This is a genomic window from Sinorhizobium sp. GQ132, assembly GCF_059758575.1.
Genome location: NZ_JCAXDX010000001.1, coordinates 324,355 through 348,765, shown reverse-complemented (window position 1 = coordinate 348,765; position 24,411 = coordinate 324,355). Strand labels below are relative to the sequence as shown.

At 62.5% G+C, this 24,411-nt stretch carries 25 protein-coding genes; 14 read left to right on the top strand and 11 right to left on the bottom strand.

All coding sequences use genetic code 11. The features are described 5' to 3' along the window. Positions 1–106: 106 nt before the first annotated feature. From AC6CIG_RS01535 to AC6CIG_RS01525, 3 genes are read left to right on the top strand one after another with little or no spacing between them, the layout of a single operon-like run. Positions 107–595, top strand: coding sequence for an acyltransferase (locus AC6CIG_RS01535; protein ID WP_018098987.1), 489 nt, complete (start codon positions 107–109; stop codon positions 593–595). Then, positions 595–1,437, top strand: coding sequence for an NAD-dependent epimerase/dehydratase family protein (locus AC6CIG_RS01530; RefSeq protein ID WP_102761730.1), 843 nt, complete (start codon positions 595–597; stop codon positions 1,435–1,437). Before AC6CIG_RS01535 ends, AC6CIG_RS01530 begins: the two co-directional genes overlap by 1 nt. A gap of 1 nt (position 1,438) precedes the next feature. Further along, positions 1,439–2,215 carry a cephalosporin hydroxylase family protein gene (locus AC6CIG_RS01525; protein ID WP_102761731.1) on the top strand — a complete coding sequence of 259 codons (777 nt, stop codon included), beginning with the start codon at positions 1,439–1,441 and terminating at the stop codon, positions 2,213–2,215. Between the two features lie 521 nt (positions 2,216–2,736). Here AC6CIG_RS01525 and AC6CIG_RS01520 read toward each other — a convergent pair. The 3 genes from AC6CIG_RS01520 to rfbF are packed head-to-tail and all read right to left on the bottom strand — an operon-like array spanning position 2,737 to position 5,810. Continuing rightward, positions 2,737–3,969, bottom strand: a complete 1,233-nt coding sequence (locus AC6CIG_RS01520) for a class I SAM-dependent methyltransferase (protein WP_102761732.1) — start codon at positions 3,967–3,969, stop codon at positions 2,737–2,739. Between the two features lie 6 nt (positions 3,970–3,975). Then, positions 3,976–5,046 (bottom strand): CDP-glucose 4,6-dehydratase, encoded by a 1,071-nt coding sequence (rfbG, locus tag AC6CIG_RS01515; protein WP_102761733.1) that lies wholly within the window; start codon positions 5,044–5,046, stop codon positions 3,976–3,978. Then, a complete protein-coding gene (gene rfbF / locus AC6CIG_RS01510; RefSeq protein WP_026168955.1) occupies positions 5,043–5,810 on the bottom strand; it encodes a glucose-1-phosphate cytidylyltransferase in 768 nt (255 codons plus the stop codon). The genes rfbG and rfbF overlap by 4 nt, the downstream gene beginning before the upstream one ends. 242 nt (positions 5,811–6,052) lie before the next feature. Here rfbF and AC6CIG_RS01505 point away from each other — a divergent pair, with 242 nt between their 5' ends. The 5 genes from AC6CIG_RS01505 (at position 6,053) to AC6CIG_RS01485 (ending at position 10,657) form a co-directional block, all read left to right on the top strand. Continuing rightward, positions 6,053–7,492 (top strand): FAD-binding oxidoreductase, encoded by a 1,440-nt coding sequence (locus AC6CIG_RS01505; protein WP_102761734.1) that lies wholly within the window; start codon positions 6,053–6,055, stop codon positions 7,490–7,492. A 42-nt stretch (positions 7,493–7,534) separates the two neighbouring features. Then, positions 7,535–8,956: a pyridoxal phosphate-dependent decarboxylase family protein gene (locus AC6CIG_RS01500; RefSeq protein ID WP_102761735.1), complete on the top strand. Its 1,422-nt coding sequence runs from the start codon at positions 7,535–7,537 to the stop codon at positions 8,954–8,956. 168 nt (positions 8,957–9,124) lie between these two features. Next, on the top strand, positions 9,125–9,592 hold the full coding sequence (locus AC6CIG_RS01495) for an EF-hand domain-containing protein (protein WP_164866832.1): 468 nt from the start codon (positions 9,125–9,127) through the stop codon (positions 9,590–9,592). 81 nt (positions 9,593–9,673) lie between these two features. After that, positions 9,674–10,039 carry a DUF488 domain-containing protein gene (locus AC6CIG_RS01490; RefSeq protein ID WP_102761737.1) on the top strand — a complete coding sequence of 122 codons (366 nt, stop codon included), beginning with the start codon at positions 9,674–9,676 and terminating at the stop codon, positions 10,037–10,039. Positions 10,040–10,381: 342 nt separating this feature from the next. Next, positions 10,382–10,657: a hypothetical protein gene (locus AC6CIG_RS01485; protein ID WP_018098276.1), complete on the top strand. Its 276-nt coding sequence runs from the start codon at positions 10,382–10,384 to the stop codon at positions 10,655–10,657. A gap of 332 nt (positions 10,658–10,989) precedes the next feature. On the opposite strand, the gene AC6CIG_RS01480 is transcribed toward AC6CIG_RS01485, so the two are convergent. Next, complete coding sequence (locus tag AC6CIG_RS01480; RefSeq protein WP_018098277.1) at positions 10,990–11,790, bottom strand: class I SAM-dependent methyltransferase; 801 nt, start codon at positions 11,788–11,790, stop codon at positions 10,990–10,992. A 336-nt stretch (positions 11,791–12,126) separates the two neighbouring features. Here AC6CIG_RS01480 and AC6CIG_RS01475 point away from each other — a divergent pair, with 336 nt between their 5' ends. From AC6CIG_RS01475 to AC6CIG_RS01460, 4 genes are all read left to right on the top strand, one after another. Next, positions 12,127–12,783 carry a hydrolase gene (locus AC6CIG_RS01475; RefSeq protein ID WP_146032664.1) on the top strand — a complete coding sequence of 219 codons (657 nt, stop codon included), beginning with the start codon at positions 12,127–12,129 and terminating at the stop codon, positions 12,781–12,783. A gap of 138 nt (positions 12,784–12,921) precedes the next feature. Then, positions 12,922–13,170, top strand: a complete 249-nt coding sequence (locus AC6CIG_RS01470; protein WP_102761738.1) for a XapX domain-containing protein — start codon at positions 12,922–12,924, stop codon at positions 13,168–13,170. Continuing rightward, positions 13,167–15,104 (top strand): amidohydrolase, encoded by a 1,938-nt coding sequence (locus tag AC6CIG_RS01465; RefSeq protein ID WP_102761739.1) that lies wholly within the window; start codon positions 13,167–13,169, stop codon positions 15,102–15,104. The genes AC6CIG_RS01470 and AC6CIG_RS01465 overlap by 4 nt, the downstream gene beginning before the upstream one ends. Positions 15,105–15,182: 78 nt before the next feature. Continuing rightward, positions 15,183–16,772, top strand: a complete 1,590-nt coding sequence (locus AC6CIG_RS01460; protein WP_437407604.1) for an MFS transporter — start codon at positions 15,183–15,185, stop codon at positions 16,770–16,772. Positions 16,773–16,817: 45 nt separating this feature from the next. Here AC6CIG_RS01460 and AC6CIG_RS01455 read toward each other — a convergent pair whose 3' ends face one another. From AC6CIG_RS01455 to AC6CIG_RS01440, 4 genes are all read right to left on the bottom strand, one after another. Further along, the gene (locus AC6CIG_RS01455; protein ID WP_102761741.1) at positions 16,818–17,747 is read right to left on the bottom strand and encodes a LysR family transcriptional regulator; all 930 of its coding nucleotides are present in this window, start codon (positions 17,745–17,747) and stop codon (positions 16,818–16,820) included. Between the two features lie 215 nt (positions 17,748–17,962). Continuing rightward, positions 17,963–18,781, bottom strand: coding sequence for a non-homologous end joining protein Ku (ku, locus tag AC6CIG_RS01450; protein WP_018098283.1), 819 nt, complete (start codon positions 18,779–18,781; stop codon positions 17,963–17,965). 122 nt (positions 18,782–18,903) lie between these two features. Further along, positions 18,904–19,788, bottom strand: a complete 885-nt coding sequence (ku, locus tag AC6CIG_RS01445) for a non-homologous end joining protein Ku (RefSeq protein ID WP_102761742.1) — start codon at positions 19,786–19,788, stop codon at positions 18,904–18,906. Between the two features lie 170 nt (positions 19,789–19,958). Then, the gene (locus AC6CIG_RS01440; RefSeq protein ID WP_102761743.1) at positions 19,959–20,612 is read right to left on the bottom strand and encodes a hydrolase; all 654 of its coding nucleotides are present in this window, start codon (positions 20,610–20,612) and stop codon (positions 19,959–19,961) included. Between the two features lie 155 nt (positions 20,613–20,767). Between AC6CIG_RS01440 and AC6CIG_RS01435 the strand changes: the two genes are divergently transcribed. Together AC6CIG_RS01435 and AC6CIG_RS01430 are read left to right on the top strand one after the other, a co-directional pair. Further along, entirely contained in the window at positions 20,768–21,661 is an 894-nt protein-coding gene (locus tag AC6CIG_RS01435; protein WP_102761744.1) for a LysR family transcriptional regulator, read from the top strand. A 150-nt stretch (positions 21,662–21,811) separates the two neighbouring features. Further along, positions 21,812–22,942 (top strand): Fic family protein, encoded by a 1,131-nt coding sequence (locus tag AC6CIG_RS01430; RefSeq protein ID WP_102762459.1) that lies wholly within the window; start codon positions 21,812–21,814, stop codon positions 22,940–22,942. A 403-nt stretch (positions 22,943–23,345) separates the two neighbouring features. Here the strand turns inward: AC6CIG_RS01430 and AC6CIG_RS01425 are convergent, their stop codons facing one another. The 3 genes from AC6CIG_RS01425 to AC6CIG_RS01415 form a co-directional block, all read right to left on the bottom strand. Next, positions 23,346–23,450 (bottom strand): transposase, encoded by a 105-nt coding sequence (locus AC6CIG_RS01425; protein ID WP_280951616.1) that lies wholly within the window; start codon positions 23,448–23,450, stop codon positions 23,346–23,348. 29 nt (positions 23,451–23,479) lie between these two features. After that, positions 23,480–23,863 carry a transposase gene (locus tag AC6CIG_RS01420; RefSeq protein WP_280951617.1) on the bottom strand — a complete coding sequence of 128 codons (384 nt, stop codon included), beginning with the start codon at positions 23,861–23,863 and terminating at the stop codon, positions 23,480–23,482. Positions 23,864–23,933: 70 nt separating this feature from the next. Beyond that, positions 23,934–24,236, bottom strand: coding sequence for an IS110 family transposase (locus AC6CIG_RS01415; RefSeq protein WP_245425136.1), 303 nt, complete (start codon positions 24,234–24,236; stop codon positions 23,934–23,936). Between the last annotated feature and the right edge of the window lie 175 nt (positions 24,237–24,411).

Sequence of the window (24,411 nt, the reverse complement as noted above, 5' to 3'; positions counted from 1 at the left end):
CTCTATCGCGCCGAGCTTCTCATCAGATGCGCAAAGGTTGGAGCGGGATGCGGGCGGAAAACCGCACACACTTTCCTCATCCCGCTCTCGAAATATCGGAGTCATTATGATCGAGGTGCATCCCTCGGCTAAGATCAGCCCCCTCTGCGATATCGAGGATTCCGTGCGGGGCACACGAATCGTCGTCGGAGAAGCGTCGGTCATCGACAGCTTCGTCAAGATCAAACCGGTGGGCGGCACCGGCGACCTCACGATCGGCCGCTTCTGTTACGTCAACAGCGGCTGCGTCTTCTATACCGGTAACGGCATAAGCATCGCCGACAATGTTTTGATCGCGGCCAATTGTACCTTCGCTCCGGTCAATCACGCCTATGGCGACCGGGATCGCCTGATCCGGGAACAGGGCTTCCTGCCGAGCCGCGGCGGCATCGTCGTCGAGGAGGATGTCTGGATCGGGGCGAATTCGGTGATCCTCGACGGCGCCCTGTTGCGCAAGGGCTGTGTCATCGCTGCCGGGTCCATCGTGCGCGGCGAGGTCGAAGCCTACACCGTCTGCGGCGGCAATCCGCTGAGGCGGCTGGGGGTGCGATCGTGATGTTCACGGTTTTCGGCGGTTCCGGTTTCGTCGGGCGCAATCTCGTCCGCCGATTGCGCGAACGGGGTGCCGAGGTGCGTGTTCCCTCCCGCGCCGACATGCCGGCCTTCGGCGAGGATCTCGGCCATGTCATCTATGCCATCGGCCTTACGGCCGATTTCCGCACTCGGCCATTCGACACGATCGAAGCGCATGTCTCGCTCGCAGCGAAGGTCCTGCGTGAGAACGCGTTTTCGTCCTTTCTCTATCTCTCGTCCACTCGAGTCTATGCCGGCAGCGAGGATACGCGCGAGGAAGCCCGGCTGTCGGTCTCGCCTCTCGATCCTTCGGATCTCTACAATCTCTCCAAGTTGACGGGGGAAGCGATCTGCCTCGCCTCCGGCCGCGAGAAGGTGCGGATCGCGCGCTTGTCGAACGTCGTCGGGCCTGACGAGGCGAAGTCGGACACGTTCCTCGGCGCGCTGTGCCGCGAGGCGGGCAGCGGCCATATCCAGCTCCAAACCGCGCTCGATTCGAGCAAGGACTATATCTGGATCGACGATGCCGTGGACCTCCTCTTGCGGATCGCGCAGGAGGGCCGCAATTCCGTCTACAACGTCGCAAGCGGCCGTCAGACGAGCCACGCCGAGTGGTGCGCAGCCATCCAATCCCGGACGAAATGCTCCTTAGCTGTGGACGACGGTGCGCCGACAGTTTCATTCGCATCGATCTCTGTCGACAGGTCGAAGGAGGAGTTCGCTTTTGCCGCAGCACCTGTGCTAGAGCGCATCGCAGAAATCCTGGGCGAGGGAGAGCCGGATACCGGTTGCCACCCGCGGCCCTTCAGAAGAAGCAGGATCTGACATGGACCCTATCGAACAATTCCGCACCGAGCGGGCGGCCGCGATCGACGGCTACGGCCGTGACGGCGATTTCCAGGCGCTGTCGAACCAGTGGCGCGAAGCTTCTATGGCGAAGCGTTACGTCTATAATTTCGATTGGCTGGGGCGCCCGATCATTCAGTATCCGCAGGATATCCTGGCGATGCAGGAACTGATCTGGGCGACGCGTCCCGATCTGGTGATCGAGACGGGGATCGCGCATGGAGGCTCGGTGATCATGAGCGCCTCGCTGCTCGCCATGCTCGACATGTGCGATGCGATCGAGGCGGGCGTTTCATTCGACCCCGGCCGGTCCAAGCGCAAGGTCATCGGCATCGACATCGACATCCGCGCCCACAACCGCGCGGCGATCGAGAGCCATCCGATGGCGAGCCGCATCCAGATGTTCGAGGGATCGTCCATCGATCCGGACATTGTCGCGCAGGTGCGTGAGGCGTCGGTCGGCTACAGCCGCGTCATGGTATGCCTCGATTCCATGCATACCCATGCGCATGTGCTCGCCGAACTCGAAGCCTATGCGCCGATGGTGACGGCCGGCTGCTATTGCGTGGTCTTCGACACTCTGGTCGAAGACATGCCCGCGGGATTCTTCGACGACCGCCCCTGGGACGTGGGCGACAATCCGAAGACCGCCGTGCATGAGTATCTGAAATCGCATCCTGAGTTCGAGATCGACCGGTCGGTTCAGAACAAGTTGATGGTGACCGTTGCGCCGGATGGCTTCCTTAAGAGGCTTTGACAGGTCCGCTTCTGATCTAGGATCGACCTAAGTCATCGTGATCGATTCAAGAGGTTAGAGCGGGATGCGGGCGGAAAACCGCACTCACTTTCCAAAGTCCGTTGAGATCGGATACCCGCGTCCGCTTGTTTGACTTCCTCATTCCTGTGCTCGTCACAGGAATCCAGCCAGGCCAAGCCCTTGGGCTGAAAGAACGCTTCCCGCGCCGCAGACGCGGCGCTGCTCTCATCCCTGTGACGAGCACAGGGATGAGGGGAGGAGAGGTTGCAGTCCTCCGATACGTTTCCTACAGCGCCGCGTCTTATGAGACGCGCAAAGGTCGCTGTAGCACTTTGAGCTGCTGCATGTTTTTGTCCATTGATCGGCTACGATCAATGGACACATGCAGTGGCGCACGGTCGGTACTCAATGAATTCGCACGCATCGCCATGCGCGCCGACAAAACCGACCAGAGCTTCAACGCCATTTCCATCTCGCGGCAGCCGTCATAAACTCAAAATGGATCTCTTACAGGCCTTAGACTAGATCACCCGCACTTCCGGAATGGCGACGACGAAGCGGCCGCCCCAGGAACGGATATAGGCGTGGGCGGCGACGATCTCGTCGGTCAGGTTCCAGGGCAGGATGACGATATAATCGGGTTTTTCAGCCTCGATCCTGGCGGGATCGTAGATCGGAATGTGGCTGCCGGGCGAGAGCTTGCCCTGCTTCAGATCGTTGCGGTCGACGATGAAGTCGATATCCGACGCGGTGACCCCGCAGACGTTCAGGAAGGTGTTGCCCTTTGCTGCAGCGCCGTACGCCGCTACGCGCTTGTTTTCGCTTCTGGCCTGCGCGAGAAACGCGCGGAATCCATCGCAGACCGCGGCGATGCGCCTCCCGAAGGCGGCGTAGGTGGGCATCTGCGTGAGCCCGGCGCTTTCCTCCTCGGCCCGTACTTCGGCGAGCTTCGCGGTCGCAGGTCTGTTTCCGGACACCGCCTGGGCGTAAACGCGCAGCGAGCCTCCATGGGTCGGCAGTTCCTCGACATCGAAGACCTTCAGCCCGCAAGCGGCGAAGATACGTTCGACGGCCGCGAGCGAGAGGTAGGAATAGTGCTCGTGATAGATCGTGTCGAATTGGATGCCTTCGATCAGCCGCAGGAGGTGCGGAAACTCGAAGGTAGCGACGCCGTCCGGCTTCAGGAGGATCGCAAAGCCGCTGACGAAATCCGCGATATCCGGCACATGGGCGAGAACATTGTTGGCGGCGGTGAGATCGGCGCGGATGCCGCGGGCGACGAGCGCGTTGGCCGTGTCACGGCCGAAGAAGGCGACATGGGTCGGCACGTTGCGGCCTTCGGCGATCCTCGCGGCATTGGCCGCCGGCTCGACGCCGAGCACGGGAATTTGCTTGGCCGCGAAATATTGCAGCAGGTAGCCGTCGTTCGACGCGACTTCCACCACCTGCGAGCTGCCGTCGAGAGCGAAGCGTTCGGTCATCGCCTCTGAATAACGGCGCGCATGGTCGAGCCAGCTCGTCGAGAATGACGAGAGATAGTGGTAGTCGGCGTTGAAGATTTCGTCCGCCGGGACCGTCTCGGTGGTCTGGACGAGCAGGCATTCGGAACAGACCATCACCTTCAGCGGAAAAGCCTTCTCCCGGGCGATCGCCTCCTCGGTCGGCTCGAGAAACGAGTTGGACCAGGGTGTCGCCCCGAGGTCGGCCACGACGGTTTCAAGCGGGGTCGAGCAGAAGCGGCAGGAGTGGGACATCGTGGATCAAAGGCCTTTCGTGAATGCTTCTATCTGGTCGAGCGTGAGTTGACGCGCAGCTTCGCCGCGGCGCCAACCGTCGTACCAGCGCGCGGTCCACTCGATCGCCTGCTTCTGGGCGAGGCGCGGGCGCCATGCGAGGTTCTCGCCGGCGAGAGCCGGATCGAGGCCGAGCGTCTGCATCTCGCGCGGTTGCTCGAGCGCCGAGACGTCGTCCCATTCGGGGTCGAGCCCCATCGCGGCCTGCACGGCGTTCGCCACGTCGCGCACGGGGATCGCCGGCTCGGATGGCGAGGGGCCGAAATTCAGCGCATCGACATCGCTCTCGCCCTCGTAGAGTGCCTCGGCAAAGAGAAAATAGCCGTTGAGACAATCAAGCACGTGCTGCCAGGGACGCGTCGCGAGCGGGCTGCGAATATTGAGTCGCGAGCCGGATAGGGCGGCGCGCACGACGTCCGGCACGAGCCGGTCGTCGGAGAAATCGCCGCCGCCGATCACATTGCCGCCTCGTGCCGTGGCGACACGAATGCCGCGCTCCTTAAGGTAGGCGCTGCGCCAGGTTGCGACGGCAAGCTCGCAGGCTGCCTTGGAGCCCGAATAGGGGTCATGCCCGCCAAGCGTATCGCTCTCCCGGAAATGCCGCCCGCTCTCGTCGTTGCGGTAGACCTTGTCGGTCGTCACGACGAGGACGGCCTTCACCGAAGGCGTCGCACGGGCCGCTTCGAGCAGCCGGACCGTGCCCATGACATTGACGTCGAAAGTCTCAGCAGGCTCCGCATAGCTTTCGCGGACCAGCGGCTGCGCCGCCATGTGCAGGACGATCTCCGGTTCGCTCTTGCGTGCGATCGTCGCGAGCGCTTCACCGTCGCGAATGTCGCCGAATTGACCGCCCGGTGCTCCGTTCGGATGCAACAGGTCGTGGAGCGACGGCCGAGAGGCGGGCGGCAGTGCATAGCCGGTCACATGCGCGCCCATCTCCTTGAGCCACACACCCGCCCAGCTTCCCTTGAAGCCCGTATGGCCGGTCAGCAGGACGCGCTTTCCCGCCCAGAATCCCGGATCAGGGAGACGGCTCATGCCCAGACTTTCCAGGGCGCGCGGTTTTGCTGCCAGAGCTCTTCGAGCTGGGTCTTGTCGCGCAGCGTGTCCATCGGGCGCCAGAAACCTTCATGCGGGAAAGCCATCAGCTGCCCGTCGCGCGCCAGGCCCTCGAGCGGCGCGCTTTCGAAGGGGACGTGATCTCCCGCGATGCGGTCGAGCACGGAGCGATTAAGAACGAAAAAACCGCCATTGATGCGGCCGTTGTCGCCGGCCGGTTTCTCGGTAAAGCTCATGACCTGCCCGGCTTCGGTGGCGAGCGCACCATAGCGCCCCGGCGGCACCACGCTCGTCACGGTCGCCTCGCGGCCGTGACGCAAATGGAATTCGGTGAGCGCGCGGATATCGACATCGGCGACGCCGTCGCCATAGGTCAGGCAGAAGGTCTCGCCGAGATAGCCGGCGACACGCTTCAAGCGGCCGCCGGTCATGGACTCCGGTCCCGTATCGACCAGCGTCACCCGCCAGGGTTCGGCACTCTTCGTGTGATAGGCTGTCTCGCCCGTCGTCATGTCGAAGGTGACGTCGGAGGAATGCAGGATATAGTTGGAGAAGTACTCCTTGATCATGTAGCCGCGATAGCCGAGGCAGATCACGAAATCCGAAAAGCCGTAATGGCTGTAGATCTTCATGATGTGCCAGAGGATCGGGCGCCCGCCGATCTCGATCATAGGCTTCGGCCTGAGGTGGCTCTCCTCCGAAATGCGGGTGCCGTATCCGCCGGCGAGAATGACCACCTTCATGCCCACGACTTCCCTCTCCATACTGCCTTCGACCGCCATTTCGCGGATTGCCGCGCCGGCGGTTCATTGGAGCATTTTAGCCGCGATTGCAAGAATCGCGCTGGCGGGAAGCCGTGTTGGCGCCCTGCAAGCTAACCCCAAAGGACTAGGGGCGGCGACCGCGGGTCTGCTTGCCGGGTTTAGGGCAAAGGCGCAGAATGCCCGCCGCTGGGGGCAATGGTTCACCGCGGGAGGAGCGAATCATGAACGACATGAGCCTCATCAATCTGCAAAACGGAATAACAATGATCAGCGCCGCGGCAATCGAGGCATTTGCCGCGCGCCTTCGCGGGCGCGTCCTGATTGCGACCGACGCCGCCTATGACGAGGCGCGCACGATCTGGAACGGCATGATCGACAGAAGGCCCGGGCTGATCGTGCAATGCGCCGGAGCGGCCGACGTCGTCAATGCGGTGCGCTTTGCTGCGGAGAACCGGTTGCTCGTCGCGGTGCGCGGCGGCGGTCACAACATCGCCGGCAACGCGGTCTGCGACGGCGGCATGGTGATCGACCTCACGCCGATGAAATCGGTGCGGGTCGATGCGACGACGAAGACGGCCTGGGTCGAGCCGGGGGCGACGCTTGCCGATCTCGACGTGGAGACGCAGGCCTTCCGTCTTGCATTGCCGACCGGCATCAACTCGACGACCGGTATCGCCGGCCTGACGCTCGGCGGCGGGTTCGGCTGGATCACGCGCAAATTCGGATTGACGATCGACAACCTGCTATCGGCCGATGTGGTCACGGCCAATGGCGAACTGGTGCGCGCGAGCCCCACCGAGCACCGCGACCTGTTCTGGGCCATCAGGGGCGGCGGCGGCAATTTCGGGGTCGTGACGGCCTTCGAATTCCGCCTGCACGAACTCGGCCCCGACGTGCTCTCCGGGCTCGTCGTCCATCCCTTTGCCGAAGCCGAAAGCGTGCTGCAGCAATACAGGCAGGCGCTCGAAAATGCGCCGGACGAACTCACCTGCTGGGTGGTGATGCGCCAGGCGCCGCCGCTGCCCTTCATACCGGCCGAATGGCACGGCAAGGAGGTCGTCGTGCTCGCCATGTGCTATTGCGGCGATCTCGAAGCGGGCGAGAAGGCAGTGGCGGAGCTGCGGGCGATCGGCAATCCGATTGCCGACGTGGTATCGCCGCATCCCTTCGTCGGCTGGCAGCAGGCTTTCGACCCCTTACTCGCTCCGGGTGCCCGCAACTACTGGAAGAGCCACGACTTCATGGAGCTTTCCGATCAGGCGATCGGCATTCTCACCGAATCGATCCGGCAGTTGCCGGGCCCGGAATGCGAGGTATTCATCGCCCATGTCGGCGGCGCCGCCGGCCGCGTTGCGGCAGAGGAAACCGCTTTCCCGCAGCGCAACTCGCACTTCGTCATGAACGTGCACGGCCGATGGCGGGACGCGGCGATGGACCAGGCCTGCATCGACTGGGCGCGGCATCTCTTCGAAGCAGCAAAGCCCTATGCCGCCGGCACGGCCTACGTCAATTTCATGCCTGAAGACGAGATGGACCGGGTCGAGGCGGCCTACGGCGCGAACTATGGCCGGCTCGTCGAGGTCAAGCGGCATTACGACCCGCTCAATCTCTTCCGGATGAACCAGAACGTCCGGCCGATAGAGGAACGCGGGGCGGCCTGAAGCGGGTGGCCTCGTTCGTAAGGCAACGCCTGGAGGCAGTTCATGAAGGAGCAAACGACCCGCGAAATTCTTCAACGCGCGGCGGAGCACGCCGCGCGTTTCCGCGACAAAATTACGGAGCTGCCGCAGCGGCCGGAGCAATCGTATCCCGCCGCATTGAAGATGTTTCGGGAAGCTCTGCCGGAACGGGGAAGCGCCGGTACCATAGTGATCGACGAGCTTGCCGCGAAAGCGGAGCCGGGGCTTCACGCGATGACGGGGCCACGCTTCTTCGGCTGGGTCATCGGCGGTTCGCATCCGGTCGGGGTTGCGGCCGACTGGATGACGAGCGCCTGGGGACAGAATGCCGGCAACCATCACGCGGCGCCGGCCGCAGCCGCCGCCGAGGCAATCGCGGCCAACTGGCTGCTCGATCTTCTCGACCTCCCGCGGGAGAGTTCCGTCGGCTTTGCGACCGGCGCGACGCTCGCCAATTTCATCTGCCTTGCCGCAGCGCGCGGAGAGGTGCTGCGGCAGGTCGGATGGGACGTCGAGGCGCAGGGCCTCTTCGGCGCGCCGCCGGTCGCTGTGCTGATCGGCGACGACGCGCATGCGACGGTCTTTTCGGCGCTGCAGTTCCTGGGCTTCGGGCACGACCGCGTGCTGCGCGTCCGGACCGACGACATGGGTCGCATCACCGGACCGGCTTTCGCCGAGGCAGCGGCGCAGGTCTCCGGTCCCTGCATTGCGATCCTGCAGGCAGGACAGATCAATACCGGTGCCTTCGACGACTTCGCCGGCATCATGCCGATTGCCCGCGACCTGGGCGCCTGGGTTCATGTCGACGGCGCCTTCGGCCTCTGGGCGCGCGCCACTCCCGGAAAGCGCGGGCTCACCGACGGGATCGACGAAGCACATTCCTGGGCGACCGATGGCCACAAATGGCTGCAGACCCCCTATGACTGCGGATATGCCATCATCCGCGATCAGGAAGCGCATCGCCGGGCGATGACGATCGCCGCGAGCTACCTGCCGCCGACCACCGAGGGCGAGCGGGACCCGAGCCATTTCGTGCCCGAACTGTCGCGCCGAGCCCGCGGTTTTGCCACCTGGACGATGATCAAGCATCTGGGACGCGAAGGCATCGCCGCCATGGTCGACCGGCATTGCCGCGTCGCCCGCGCCATCGCCGGGCGGCTGAGCGGCGAAGACGGCATAAACGTCCTGAATGAGGTGGTCCTCAATCAGGTCCTGGTACGTTTCGAAGCGGCGATGCCGGGCGATGAAGGCGACCGGATGACCCAGGCGACGATCGCCAGGCTGCAGGCCGACGGCATCCTGTTCGCCGGCGGCGCGGTCTGGCGCGGCCGCAAGGTGATGCGGCTCTCGGTCATCTCCTGGCTGACGGACGACCGCGCCGGCGAGAGGACCGCCGGGGCGATCATCGCTGCCTGGCGCGCCGTTCGTGATGACACTGAGGTGTAAGGCGTTTTTGCCCGGCACCGAAAGAAGGGCGGCCGGTATCGGAACCTCTCCACGCCCTTGCGGTTAGCAGGCGATGGGGCGGCTGTTTTATGCGGCGAAGCCGCCGCGCCGTCTGAGGACAATGCAGCCGCTACCGCACACCGACGTGCAACTCGAGGAGGAGCTCACATGTCACTGATGAAATTTCCGACCGTGACGGCCCTTGCCGCCATCATGGCCATCAGCGCCGCAACGAGCACTGCCGCCCAGGCACCCGCTCCGATTCCGCCCGCAGGAGAAATGCCGGCCCAGGACCAGGGCATTGAACCCGATATGCAACCCGGCGATCAGGGGGGCGGTGGAAGCGTCACCCAAGGCGATCAGCCAGACATGATGCGCGAGGACATGATACGTGGCGACGGGAAGCGCGGCGACCGGATGCGGCATCGCGACCGGATGCGGGGCATGATGATGCACCGGCAGACGATGCACCGTCAGATGATGAAAATCATGTTCGCCATCACCGATGCGGACAATGACGGCGCCCTTTCCTTCGAGGAGATCAGCACGATCCACAAGCGGGTTTTCGACAAGGTCGATATCAACCGCGACGGCAAGGTCACGCCGGAAGAGATACAGGGCTTCTTCCACGATTAGGAAGGCTCCGCTACGCTGGATGAAAGCAGTTTTCCTCCCCGGGACGGTTGCGGCCGCCCCGGCACGTATGGTGGGGACCCTATGGCATCACTCCAGTTGAAGCGTGTCTACCAGGCGCCCGGCGCGTCCGACGGTACGCGCATCCTCGTCGACCGGCTCTGGCCGCGCGGCGTCGCCAAGGAAAAGGCCGGCATCGACCTCTGGCTCAAGGACATCGCGCCGAGCGACGCGCTGCGCAAGCGGTTTCATGGGAAGCCGCAGGATTGGGATGCGTTCTGCGTCGCCTATGCGGAGGAGCTCGAGAGCGGGGCCGCGCAGGCGGCGGTAGCGGAGTTGCGCGAACGATGGAAAGAGGGGCCGCTGACGCTGCTTTATGCCGCGCGTGACGAGGCGCACAACAATGCGGTTGCGCTGAAGGCGTGGCTGGAGCGGGGAGGGGTCTCTTAGCCCCTATGATTTCAGGCCGGATCGGCCTAGAATCGTAACCGATTCTGGTAAGCAGGGCGGCATAGGGGCGGAAAACAGCACACAGTTCGCCTCGCCTCGCCTCGTCGCTCCGAAGACGTGGACAGTGACCACCCTTGTTCACGCGACATTCCGTCCGAGGTTGCCGGTATCAACCCGGGCATGCGGTAGCCGCATAGTAGCCATTCCTTGCATTCGCCGTGCCTGATACCGATTTATGCAATGAAAGCTTCGACCCGTACTCCAACAATAAACGTGGCATACGTCCGCCCGGGCGACCGGCCGCGCCTGCGGAGGCCGCCTTAACGACCAAAGGAGCCAGCAATGCGGGATTCTGCCAAGACCCTGAATGAGATGACGCCTCGCGAGCGCGCAAACCTGATGACCCTTGTCGCGGACGCACTTGAAGCCACCGCGGACGAGGCACAGGAAATCGGCGATGATCGGTTTGCAGCAAACTCGATCAGTCTCGCCAGAATTATCAGCGGTTGCGCCGAAGACGTCGCGACAATGGATTTGCCGGCCGCGGAACTTCTTTTGCAGCACGGTATCTCGCTGATCGCCCTGTTCCGGCGTCAAGCGCCGCCTGTTCTGCATTAAGGCCTGTTGAGCAGCTCAAAGTGCTACGGCGACCTTTGCGCGTCTCACAAGACGCGCGGCGCTGTAGGAAACGTATCGGAGGACTGCAATCTCTCCTCCGTCCTCATCCCTTGTGCTCGTCACAGGGATCCAGCAGCGCCGCGTCTGCGGCGCGGGAGCGTTCTTTCAGCCCAAGGACTTGGTCTGGCTGGATTCCTGTGACAAGCACAGGAATGAGGAACTCAAACAAGCCGCCGCGGGTGGCCCGAATCTCAACAGGCATTAGTTCATGTGCTATGCTGGCCAGGCGGACCGGCTGAGAATGCCGGTGCACGCGATCGCGAGCGGCTCGATCACGGAACGGTGCCCCGGCAGGCCCAGGCGACGTTCGCAAAGGAGCGCGGACCGTCGGGCCGTCCGGCTTCGTAGGCGTCGCGCACGGCGGCACTGGTGCGTGACCGCTCCTCCGCATCGAGCGTTGCCACATATTTTCCGAGCGGCCCTTCGCCCGCGCCGATCGGCGCCCAGTAATCGTCGAAGTTCCGGTAATCCATGCGGATCATCAGCTCGGTTTCCGCAACGTTTGCGAGACCCTGCTCGACAAATGTCCGCTTCATTTCTCCCGGCCGCATCATCGGCTGGGAGCAGTAGCGGGCGCGAAGTGCGCGCCCGCCTTCGCCGAGCGCCGCCACCGTGTCGACCATCATGCGCATGCCGGGCATTCCGCCGAAATGGTCCCACACCGCCGCCGCGACGACGCCGCCGGGACGCACCGCGCGGCGCATCTCGGCCACGGCCTTGCCTGCTTCGGGTACGAAGTGGAGCACGAGAAGGGCGAAGGCGCGGTCGAAGGTCCGGTCTTCGAACGGCAGGGCGCAGGCATCCGCTTCTCTTATCTTTATGCGCGGATCGGTGTTGCGCCGGATCGCCTCCTCCACGAAGACGGGCGAATAGTCGATCGCGGCGATCTCTTCGAGCCTGGCGGCGTCGGCGAGTGCGAAGGTGAGACTGCCGGTTCCGCAGCCGACATCCAGAACCTTCTCTCCATCGGCGACGCCGGCAAAATCTATGAATTTCGGCGCAAGCTTCCGGCTCCAGCGGCCCATGAGCTGCTCATAACCGGCTGCATCATGCACGTTGAAGCTTGATGTCATAAGGGCCTCCCTCGCCGCGGGGAGCTAATCTAAACCTGTGAGAAGGGGTTGCCAAGGCGGCACGCATCACGCGCTTCGGCAGACCTGCGCCGTGCAGCTGCTGGGGGCGACGTGCTGATTTCTGAAGAAGCTCAAAGCCGCCGAGAGTCCGGCAACCGAACGAACTGAAGCCTATTTTTTCCTGCTGATGCTGCTTTTCAATTTTCTAGAACGAAAGCAGAGAAATTATACAACTACATGCACGCTCCGTCCCTTTGTAAATCATGGATCACGGTCTCGGCCCTGAAGAATTCGGGTCGGCCGAAACGAGTTAACAGCAGGAGATCTACGATGAGCATCACCGCCACCACGACGCCCGGCAAGACGTTGCTGTCCCCGACCGATCATGCGCTCGTCCTTATCGACTTCCAGTCGCAGATGGCGTTTGCGACCAAGTCCATCGCGCCGGAACTGCTTCGCAACAACGCGGCCCTCATTTCCCGCGCGGCAGCCGGCTTCGAGGTGCCCACCATCCTCACGACCGTCGCCGAAAAGAGCTTCTCGGGCCCGATGTTTGCGGAAGTCACGGACGCCTTTCCCGGCCAGCGGCTTCTTGACCGTACCTCGATGAACACCTGGGAGGATGCGGCCGTCATCGAGGAGGTGAACCGTATCGGCAAGGATCGGATCGTGTTCGCCGGCCTCTGGACGTCTGTTTGCATCGTCGGCCCGACGCTATCGGCGCTCGACCAAGGCTTTGAAGTCTATGTGATCACCGATGCCTGCGGCGATGTCTCGGCCGAGGCCCACGAGCGTGCGGTGGAGCGCATGGTCCAGGCCGGGGCCCGCCCGGTGACCTCGGTGCAATACCTTCTCGAATTGCAGCGCGACTGGGCCCGGGCCGACACCTACGAGCTCACGACCGGCATCGCGAAGAAGTGGGGCGGCGCCTATGGCATCGGGATCACCTATGCCAAGGCCATGTTCGGTGCCTCCGAGGGCGGTCACGGCTAGAGCGGAATGAGGAAAGGCGATCCTCGGCGCCGCAATCCGGCGGCAGGCCGACCGTGGTCCTCGGAAAGCGCGCGCCGCCTTCCGGGGGCGGGCGGAGCCATCCCGGAATCGATCTAAACGCAGGGAAGGAGAGACCGCATGAAGATCTACCTGCTCTCGCTCGGCGCCGGCCTGCTGGTGGGCGTAGTCTATAGTCTGCTCGGCGTCCGCTCGCCGGCGCCGCCCGTCGTCGCCCTCGTCGGTTTGTTCGGCATGCTGCTCGGCGAGCAGATGCTACCGATCGCCAAGCGTGCCTTCGCCGGACAGGGCGTGACTTCTTTCGTCAAGACCGGGTGCGCCGAGCACGTGCTCGGACCGATGCCTCACAATCGGGAGAAGGACTCATGAGCTTCACCCGTCGCCAGACCATCGCCGGCGTCGCCGCGGCGGCGCTCTCCTCGCCATTCCGCGCCTATGCCAAGGAGACTCCCATGCCCAATAATGACCTGGTCCTCGTCAACGCCAAGGTGACCACGCTCGATCGTCAAAACCCGTCCGCCATGGCCATAGCGATCCGCAACGGGCGTTTCCTGGCGGTCGGTCCCGAAGCCGAGGCGCGGGCCGCAGCACCCGATGCAAGCATCATCGACGTGAAAGGGCGCCGCGTCATTCCGGGGTTGATCGACAGCCACACGCACGTCATCCGTGGTGGGTTGAACTACAATATGGAGCTGCGCTGGGATGGCGTGCCCAGCCTCGCTGAGGCGATGGCGATGCTCAAGGAGCAGGTCGACCGGACGCCTGCGCCGCAATGGGTGCGTGTCGTGGGAGGTTTTACCGAACACCAGTTCGCGGAGAAGCGTCTGCCGACCATCGGCGAACTGAACGCAGCCGCGCCGGATACGCCGGTTTTCATCCTCCACCTCTACGACCGGGCGCTGTTGAATGCGGCGGCGCTGCGCGTTGTCGGCTACACGAAGGATACGCCCAATCCGCCCGGCGGCGAGATCCTGCGCGATACGGCCGGCAATCCGACCGGCCTTCTGCTCGCTCAGCCGAACGCGACGATCCTCTATTCGACGCTCGCCAAGGGGCCGAAGCTGCCGCCCGAATACCAGCTCAACTCGACCCGCCACTTCATGCGCGAGATCAATGCGCTTGGCGTCACCAGCGTAATCGACGCCGGCGGGGGCTTCCAGAACTACCCCGATGACTATGAGATCGTTGAAAGGCTGCACCGCGACGGCCAGCTTACCGTCCGCATCAGCTACAATCTCTTCACGCAGAAGCCCAAGCAGGAACTCGCCGATTTCTCCTCCTGGGTGAAGCAGGTCTCACCGGGTGAGGGAGATGACAGTTACCGGCATAACGGTGCCGGCGAGATGCTGGTTTACTCAGCGGCCGACTTCGAGGATTTCCGCGTCGAGCGGCCGGAGATGCCGCCGAATATGGAGGCTGACCTCGAGCCGGTCATTCGCCTGCTGGCGGAGAACCGCTGGCCGTGGAGGCTCCATGCCACCTATGACGAGACGATCGGCCGCGCGCTCGATGTCTTCGAGAAGGTGAATCGGGACATCCCGTTCACCGGCATCAACTGGTTCTTCGATCATGCCGAGACGATCAGCGATCGCAATATCGACCGCATCGCCGCGCTTGGCGGTGGCATCGCCGTGCAGCATCGCATGGCCTATCAGGGCGAGTATTTCGTCGAGCGCTACGGCGCGAAGGCGGCCGAACGCACGCCGCCGATCCGGAGAATGATGCAGGCAGGGATTCCCGTCGGCGCCGGAACCGACGCGACGCGGGTGGCGAGCTACAATCCCTGGGTGTCGCTCTCCTGGCTGGTGACGTCAAAGACCGTCGGCGGTCTGCGTCTTTATCCGCAAGCCAATCGCCTCGACCGCGAGACCGCGCTTCGGCTCTGGACCGAGGCCAACACCTGGTTCTCCGGCGAGCAAGGCAAGAAAGGCCAGATAAAGGTGGGGCAACTTGCCGATCTGGCTGTGCTCTCCGACGACTATTTCGCTGTGCCGGATGACGACATCGTGCATCTGCGGTCAGTGCTCACTCTTCTCGGCGGTAAGGTTGTGCATGGGGACGGCGAATACACCCCGCTTGCGCCGGAGCTTCCGAAACCGATGCCCGACTGGTCGCCGGTCAGCACCTTCGGCGGCTACCATAAGACGCCGGAGGCGCGCGCCAAGTTGTCGCTGCGCTGCGGATGCGCGAACGGCTGTGCCGTGCATGGCCACGACCACGCCGCCGCGCTCGGCGCCAGTGTTCCCACGGCCGATTCCAGAACGTTCTGGGGTGCATTTGGCTGCGGTTGTTGGGCAGTGTGACGTGACAGGCAATACGCTCCTCGAGCTGTCGCTTGATCGGGGAACTCATTTCGATTCCAGCCGTCGGACGGAGCTGACATGACTGCACACCAATCTGCCGCGGCAAGTAAGGCCGGCCCGCTGAGCTTTCCGGTTTTCCGGGCGCTGTGGATCGCAACCATCGTTTCCAACATCGGCACATGGATGCACGATGTCGGCGCCGGCTGGCTGATGACCTCGCTGTCGCCGAGTCCTCTGCTGGTTGCGCTCGTGCAGGCAGCGACCACCTTGCCGATGTTCCTGCTCTCGCTGCCGGCAGGCGCGCTGGCCGATACTGTCGATCGACGTCGCATGCTGCTGGCGAGCCAGACGCTCGGTCTGGTTGCCGCGGCAGTTCTGGCCGGGCTGACCTGGCAGGACCTGACGACGCCCTATGTGTTGCTGGCCGCCACATTGGTGCTAGGGATATCCGCCGCCCTTACCGCGCCCGTCTTCCAGGCGATTGTACCGGAACTGGTCGATCAGCCCACGCTGCCGGATGCGGTCGCACTCAACAGCCTTGGGATCAATATCGCCCGCGCGATCGGCCCGGCGCTCGGTGGTGTGATCGTTGCCGTGGCCGGAACCGCCGCTGTCTTTGCGCTCAATGCCCTATCGGTCATTGCGGTGCTCGTCGTGCTCATCAGATGGAAGCGTCCGGCCGACTCGCATGCCCTGCCGCCGGAGCACTTCGTCGGTGCGCTGAAGGCCGGATATCGCTATGCCCGGCATGCGCCGGCACTTCGTCTGGTGCTCGTCCGCGCCGTCGGCTTCTTCGTCTTCAGCAGCGCGCTGTGGGCCATGCTGCCGCTGGTCGCGCGGCGCGGTCTGGGGCTCGACGCAGCCGGATATGGCGCCCTGCTCGGCTGCATGGGTGCCGGAGCGGTTGTCGGGGCATTGCTGCTCAAGAAGCTGCGCCGGCATGTTCCTGCCAACACGCTCTCCATCGGCGCGACGCTGCTCTTCGCTCTGGCCACCCTGTTGCTGGCGATCACGTCGAACGCCTGGGCGGCGGGCGTCGTCATGGCGATTGCCGGCCTTGCATGGATCGCCATGCTGACATCTCTCAACGTCGCCGCGCAGATGGCCTCGCCCGGCTGGGTGAAAGCGCGAGCGCTTGCTGTCTATCTTCTCGTCTTCCAGGGAGCCATGACGGGCGGCAGTGTCCTGTGGGGCTCGGTCGCCGCACGGACCGATGTCACGACGGCGCTTGCCATCGCGGCAATCGGCCAGGCGGCGGCACTCGTTCTCGCGGCGATCTGGCGTCTTCCCAGGGATGCAGGCGTCGACTTGGCGCCCTCGCACCACTGGGCTGAACCCGTGGTCTCGGTACAGCCCGCCGGCGACCGCGGACCAGTTCTGGTCGAGATCGAGTATCGGATTGCACCCGAGAGGACGGCCGAGTTCGTTGCGGCCCTGCGTCGCTTCCGATCGGTACGGCAACGCGACGGAGCGATCCGCTGGGATGTGTGGGAAGACGTTGCCGAACCCGGGCGGGTTGTCGAGAGCTTCGTGGTCGAAAGCTGGCTGGAGCATCAGCGCCAGCACGCCCGCGTCACCCATGCCGATCAGATCGACCAGCAGACGCTCAACGCCTTTCATATCGGTGATCACCCGCCGATCGTGCGTCATCTGCTGAGACCATTGTAATCTTCACCCGAGACCACACCGGACGGGAACGCTTCTCCCGGTGCTCTAAATGTCGGAAAGTCCGGCTTCCTCGATGTCAGCGGCTCCGAGCGTCACGAACTGGTTCAGCAGCCACGCCGCGGCCGGTCCCGGCGGGGTATCCCGGCGCCAGATGCCGCCGAACCGGTAGATGCCACCCCTGTGGTCCGGCATGGAAAGCCGGAGCAACGCGCCGCTTGCCAGATCGGGTCGTATGAGTGGAAGAGGCATGTTTCCCCAGCCGATTCCCTCGCGCAGCAGCGCATGCTTCACGCCAAGATCCGCAAGCCGCCACGTACGCGGGCTGTGCACGAAAAAGTCCCGGCCTGCGGTAAAAGGGGAACGGTCCGTCAGCACAAGCTGGACGTGGTCGCGGGCATCGCCCGGCGCTATCCGCTCCATGCGCCCGAGCGGGTGATGGGGTGCCGCCACCGGGACCATTGATACGGAGCCTGCCGCGATGCACTCCACGCCTCGAACGCCGGTCGCTAAGGGACCGGAGATGCCGATCATGGCCTTGTGGTCCAGTACTGCCGCAGTCACCGCTCCGAGCGCCTCGACATGCAGTCGCAGCGATACCGTCGGAAAGGCTTCGGCGAAGGCTCGCAGCACCTTTCCCAGCCGCTCCGTCGGCAGCATCACGTCGACGGCCATATCCACTTCTGCTTCCAGGCCGTCATGCAGCGCCTTGACCTTGGCGCGCAGGCCCTCGATGCCCTCGGCGAGGCCACGCGCTTCGGCGAGCACTGCGCGCCCGGCGGCCGTGAGTTGCGGTTTGCGCGTGCCCTTGCGCTCGAACAGCTCGAGTCCGAGCTGCGCTTCGAGATTGGCCACGCCATAGGTTATCACAGAGACGGCGCGGTTGAGCCTGCGCGCGGCCCCGGCAAAGCTTCCGCTATCGACCACCGCCAGAAAGACGCGGAGCTGCTCGAAGGTCGGAGTTCCTGGATTCGACACTTTCCAACTTTCTGGAACAATACGAAGAAAACCATTCAATTATACCCAGCATATCGGCAAGGCTACACTTGCGATAGCCGCCGCACGGATGGCTGCGACCGCCCTGATAACCGCGGAGCGCAGGCCAACCTGGTTGACGACCTGGCGATGTTGGATGAACCGTTGTTGCCACCCTCGCGGTACCCGGATCGCTCCGGCAACGCAGGCCGCTCGACTCAAGACTTCTTGCCTCCGGGTTTCTTTTTCTCCAGGCTTCCCTTGAGCGCCGCCATGAGGTCGATGACGTTCCCGGCATGGACCGGCTCTCCCTCCTTGCCTTTCGGCTTGGCTACCTTCTTCGCAGACTTCCGCTTGCTTTCTATGATTTCGAGCAGCTTTTCCTGAACGGGATCGCTGACCATATCCGGGTTCCATGGCTTGCTGCGTTCTTCGATCAGCGAGGTGACGAGGCTCATCAGCTTCGGATCGTCATCCCCATCGCCAATATCGGCGAAATAAGTCTCCGGCTTGCGCACCTCGTCGCCATAGCGAAGGGTCCATACGATGATGCCTTTGCCGCACGGTTCCAGCATCACGGCGCGTTCGCGCCGGCCGATCACGAGCCGGGAAATGCCGGCGACCTTCTCGGCTACCATGGCGTCGCGGATCACGCTGAAAGCTTCGTGGCCGACCTCGTCCGAGGGCGTAAGGTAGTGAGGCTTCTCCAGCCAGATCCATTCTATCGCCTCGCGCGGAACGAACTTCTCGATGTCGATCGTCCTGGCGCTTTCGAGCGCCACGCTCTCAAGTTCTTCGTCCTCGATTACCAGGAAGTCGTTTTCGCCGCGCTCGTAACCTTTCACCTCGTCGTCGTCGTCGACCTCTTTGCCGGTCACTGCATCGACGTACCGGGAGACGACACGGTTGTTGGACTTGCGGTTGAGCGTGTGGAAGCGGACCTTCTCGGACTCGCTGGTCGCCGGCATCATCGAAACGGGGCAGGTGACGAGCGAGAGTTTCAGGTAGCCTTTCCAATATGGACGCGGGGGCGCCATCGTTCACCTCCCTGGATCATGATTGTTTTTAGGCCGGTTCGACCTGAAAACATGCACGTGACCGGTTCCAACAGGTAGAGCGGGATGCGGGCGAAAAATCGCAATACTTTCCTCATCCCGCTCTAGCTTGCGCGGCGGCGCTGGGCGGGCGCGCTCTTTGCAGCCGTTTTCGCCTTGGTCTTTGCCGCGCTTTCCTTGCTCGCGCGCTTCTTCGATGCCGCCGGCGGCTTTTTCATCCCGGCGCTCTGGCGGAGCGCCTCAAGCAGATCATTGGCTTTCGAGACCTTCGGCGGTGCGCGTTTCGGCAGCGACTTGCCTTCAAGCTTTGCCTTGATCAGTTCGGCGAGCGCAGCCTCGTAGCGGTCGTCAAATTCTTCGGCCGAGAAGGTGCCCTTCTTCATGCCGATGATGTGCTTGGCAAGATCGAGCATCTCGCCCTCGATCTTGATGTCCGGAATCTCCTTGAAGGCCTCCTTGGCGCTCCGAACCTCGTAGTCGAAGTTCAGGGTCGTAGCGATCAGGCCCTTGTCGTGCGGTCGAAGCAGAACGGTGCGCATGCGGCGGAAAAGGACCGTTTGGGCGATTGCGGCGACCTTCTTCTTGCGCATGCCTTCGCGAAGCAAGGCAAATGCGTCGGTGCCCATCTTGTCGGGTGTCAGATAATACGGCTTGTCGAAATAGACCTTGTCGACGTCGTCGCAGGTAATGAATGCCTGGACCCGCAACGTCTTGTCGCTCTCCGGAACGGCGGAGGCGACTTCCTCCGGCTCGAGCACCACATATCGCTCGTCGCCGATCTCGTAGCCCTTGACCTGATCTTCCTTTTCCACCGGCTTGCCGGAGACACTGTCGACGAACTCGCGCCGTACCCGGTTTCCGGTTTCGCGGTTGACCGTGTGGAAGGCGATCCGGTCGGAGGTCGATGTGGCGGTGTACAGCGCCACCGGCGCAGTGACTTCACCAAATCGGAGGTAGCCCTTCCATTGGGCTCGTGCCGAGACTGCCATGGCTAACTCCCTGTATATCCGGGGAGTCAACCGAATCGCATTCCGCTTTGTTCCGGTACGGAGCGAATCTCTCGGAAGATTTACGCAGCTCAGCAGAATGGGGATGACGAGGCTCGACGAACGATCGGCTCACAAAGCGTCGTTCAAGATTCTCGTCATCCCCGCTCGGATCAGTCCGCGTCCCGTGGTACCGGCGTGTTGAGCAGTTGCTGCTCCCACAGGAAGGCGATGCCGCTGCCGGCGGCATGCTGCACAAGCACCTCCGAAAGCTCGGCGGCATGCTCCGTGCGGGCCCAGTCGCGCTGCCATTCCGCAGCCACCGACAGCCACGTCATCATGTTTGCGCCAGCCATGATCATGCGCTGGATCGCGACCTCATGGGCCTCGACCGATGTGCCGCCGGATGCATCGGTGACAACCGTCACGTCCCAACCTTCGCCGAGCGCCTGGATCGTCGGCATCGCAACGCATATCTCGGTCCACAGGCCCGCGATGATGATCTGCTTGCGTCCGGTGGCCTTGACCGCGTCCACGACCTTCTCATCCTCCCAGGTGTTGATGAACGTTCGATCGATCACCTCTTGGCCGGGAAACACGTCAGTGATCTGGGGGAAGATACGGCCGCCCCGGTCAGCGATCACGCTCGTCAGAATCGTGGGCACGCCGAAGGCCTTGGCGGCCTTCGCCAGAGCCGCCGCATTGTTGACCACCATCTGCGGCTCGTGGCTGTTCACGTTTGTGAGCTGATAGGGCTGGTGGTCGATCAGAACGAGGACCGAGTCTTCGGGTCGAAGAAGCGAATCAAGTCCGTTACGAGGGGTCATCAAGACTTCCTTTCTCTGCCGCTATGGACGGCAACGGGTTTCACGGGAGACATGCGCCAGCGGGCGACGTTGCCTGGACTCAATTTGCTGTTCCTTGTGGTGGTGCGATAGTGCCATAGTCAGACAAGCTGTGTCGCGAAACGAGGAACGCCGGATTGGATATCGAGGATCTACAGACATTCGTGGCAGTGGCCGATGCCGGGGGCGTATCGGCTGCCGCGCGCCGGCTCGGCGTCTCCAAATCGATCGTCAGTCGGCGGCTCTTTCGGATTGAAGCGGAGCTTGGGGTCCAGCTTCTTGCACGAACGACCCGCGGCGCCGCGCTTACAGAAGCGGGAGTGACGTTCAGAGATCATGCGGCCCGAGCCAGCGCCGAGATCGATGCGGCCAGGGAAACGATCCTCCCTACCGGTGATTTGCGTGGCCGCCTGAGGGTTGCCATGCCGCTTTCTTTCGGCCCGACCCACTTCGCCCCCGTGCTTGCGGAAATGGCGCAACAACACCCGCAGCTGCACATCCATACCTCCTACAGCGATCGCTTCGTCGATCTCATCTCCGAAGGTTTCGATTGCGCGATCCGGGTTGGTTACCTTCAGGACTCCAACCTCATCGCGAAGCGCGTCGGACCGATCTATGGAAAGCTTGTCGCAAGCCCGGCCTATATCGAAGCGCACGGTTCACCTGAGACGCCGGAGCAACTGGTCAACCATCAGGCCCTGATGCAGGGAACGGAAACCTGGCAGTTCATGGATGGCAGCCGGATTGTCACGGTTCAGCCGCAGGGCAGGTTCAAGGCCGACAACGCTATGGCGCTTGCCGCTGCCGCCGCGGCAGGACTCGGCATCGCCTGGCTCCCCGATTGCATCACACACGAATATGTGGCCTCCGGCGCGCTCGTCCCGGTCATGAGGCGCTACCCCCCACCTTCGGCGGGCGCGTATGTCGTCCGACCGCCGGGTCAGCACCCCGCGCGGAAAGTCCGTGTTCTCGTAGAAATGCTGATCGAGTACTTCGCACGAAATCCGGACGTTTGGGGCCTCGGCCGTTAGAACACGAACGGGCGAAGCGCTTTGTCAATGAATTCGACGGTCGCTCTGCTGCGAGCTTCTTTACCGCCTAACACCGTTGAGCGATAGAATAGCTTGCTATCACTCAAATATTGTTGGTATTGTGAGTTATAAAAAGGCGCCCTATAACTCATGATCTGGAACTGGCAGCAGGTCAATTGGCCAAAACTCACGTTTGACGCGGCAGCGATTGAACCGCTCGAAAAGCAATTCCTGTTGCGCTCGGGCGAATTCATTGGTGCGTATCGGCATATCCGACCGGATGAGCGAGACATGCTCCGCATCGAGCTTATCAGCGATGAAGCCTTGAAAACCTCGGAAATCGAGGGTGAGATGCTCAATCGCGACAGCCTGCAATCCTCACTCCGTAATCAATTTGGTCTCGGTATCGATGACCAGCATATTCCGCCGCAAGAGCGCGGTATCGCGGAAATGATGGTCGATCTCTATCAAGGTTTTGCCAATCCGCTTTCCGACGAGGCGCTTTTTGCCTGGCACAGGATGGTCATGGCCGGGGAGCGGCGCATTGAAACCATCGGGGCGTACCGCGCCCATAGCGACCCGATGCAGGTGATATCGGGTAGTATCGGCCGGCCCAAAATCCATTTTGAAGCACCGCCATCCAAACAGATACCGACCGAGATGGAGAGGTTCATTGCCTGGTTCAATCGGACGGCACCTGATGGGGATGCACCACTATCGCCTCTGATCCGCAGCGGGATGGCGCATATCTATTTCGAGAGCATTCATCCGTTCGAGGACGGCAATGGCCGAATAGGGCGTGCGCTCTCTGAAAAGGCTCTGGCGCAAAGCCTAGGGCAACCCAGCCTGATTTCTCTGGCCTTTACCATCGAGCGGAACCGAAAGCGTTATTACGATATGCTTGAGGCGAGTAACAAAGGCACGGAAATAACCGACTGGCTCGTCTATTTTGCGCAAACGGTTCTGGAAGCCCAACAGACCACGATGCGGCGGGTCAATTTCTACATTGCCAAAGCACATTTTTACGGGCGGCTTGGCGGCCAACTTAACGAGCGGCAAAGCAAAGCGATTGCCCGCATGTTCCGCGAGGGGATCAACGGTTTCAAGGGTGGGCTGAGCGCTGAAAATTACATCAGCATCACCAAGGCGTCACGCGCGACCGCCACGCGTGATCTGCACGAGTTGGTGGAAATCGGCGGACTGACCAGAACGGGAGAACGCCGCTACACGCGCTACCACCTCAATATCGATGCCGATAGTGAGGAGGTCGGCTCACGATGAGATCGTGTCCCGGGAGTTCTCTAATCGCGGTTGTCAAGTTGATCGCCGAGGGCGTCACAGGTCAGGCTCATGGTTCTCTTCGAGGTCGGCACTTTGGCCGCCTCATCATGGCGTTGGATAGGCTCGGTCGACCAATGTGTTGTTCGCGGTTGCCTGTATCAGACAGCATCGCATTCCTGGGATCGGTCTTGACCGCGCCATCGTCCTGACCGGACGATCTCGCTGATCTCAGCTAATCATGGACATCACTGTAATGATGCCAGATCGCCCGGCTCTTGCGATGACCAACGGAAGGGTTCACCCGATATCCACATTGCGTGAAGGATCACGGCCAGCTTTCGGGCTACAGCTACCTTAGCTTTTCGATAGCCGCCACGCCGCGCGATGCGAAACCCCCAGCTCTTCAAAGCGAGGACCGCGGAATACGCGTCAGCAGCGCATTGGCTGCCTCATACAGGCTGCGTCGGAGAAAGTCGTCGCCCCGTTTCGAAACGCGCCCGGATCTCATCGTCTCACCGGAGGCATAGATGCGAGGTGTTAGACCAAGGTAGGCCCGGCGCTGGACGATCGTTTGAATTGTGTCGGATCATCAATGGTTGCGGCGAAGCCGAGCGCAGTGATAACTCCCACACCAGGAACCGACATCAGCCGTCTGACGACCTTGTTCTGCCGCGCTATCAAGCGAACCTTCGCCTCGAGATGACGGATCTGCTCAAGGATGTTGGCACGTGCCCGCATCAATGCTTCCACGACAGCCTGGATTGTTGGCGACGCATCGAGCTCGCCATCGATGATTTCCTCGGCACGCTTGACGAACCCACCAACCCGTTTGCCAAACAGGATACCAAAGGTGCGAAGGACACCTCTGATCTGGTTTTCCAGGTCGCAGCGGGTTCGCACAAATTTGGCTACGAGTGGCAAGGAGTGCCCGAGCTTCGTGGCTTGCCGTTGACTTGATATGAACGCTCTTGCACCAACCCGTACGAACGATCTACGCCAGGCCAATGGCGTCGTTGCGGTCCGTCTTGGCAGGCATCATCTTTAAGGGCGCATTGGCATGGCGAGCATCCATGCAGACGATGGGAACGCCGCGTTCCTTCAATCCATTCCATAGCCAGACCGACAGGGGACCGGTTTCCAGTCCTGCACGGGTTACCGCGAACGGCTCAAGCGCTTCACTAATCGCCTCTGGGCACGATGCCATCTTCCGTTCGGCAACAGTCTTGCCCTCCTCATCAACGATGCAGATTGAGGTCGTTTGCTGGCTGACATCCAGTCCGGCATAATACTTCATGGCGGTTCTCCTCATCGCTTCGGCACACTGAACACAGTTGACAAGGGACAGTGTGGAGAGCCGCCGCCTCGAAGGCTAGGCCCTGAGCGATTACGCTATGTGGTGGTGTGGTGTAGATGACGGCTTGGTCGCCGTGCTCTCCGGCATTGGCCGGGGGCCCACCCAAGACCATAAG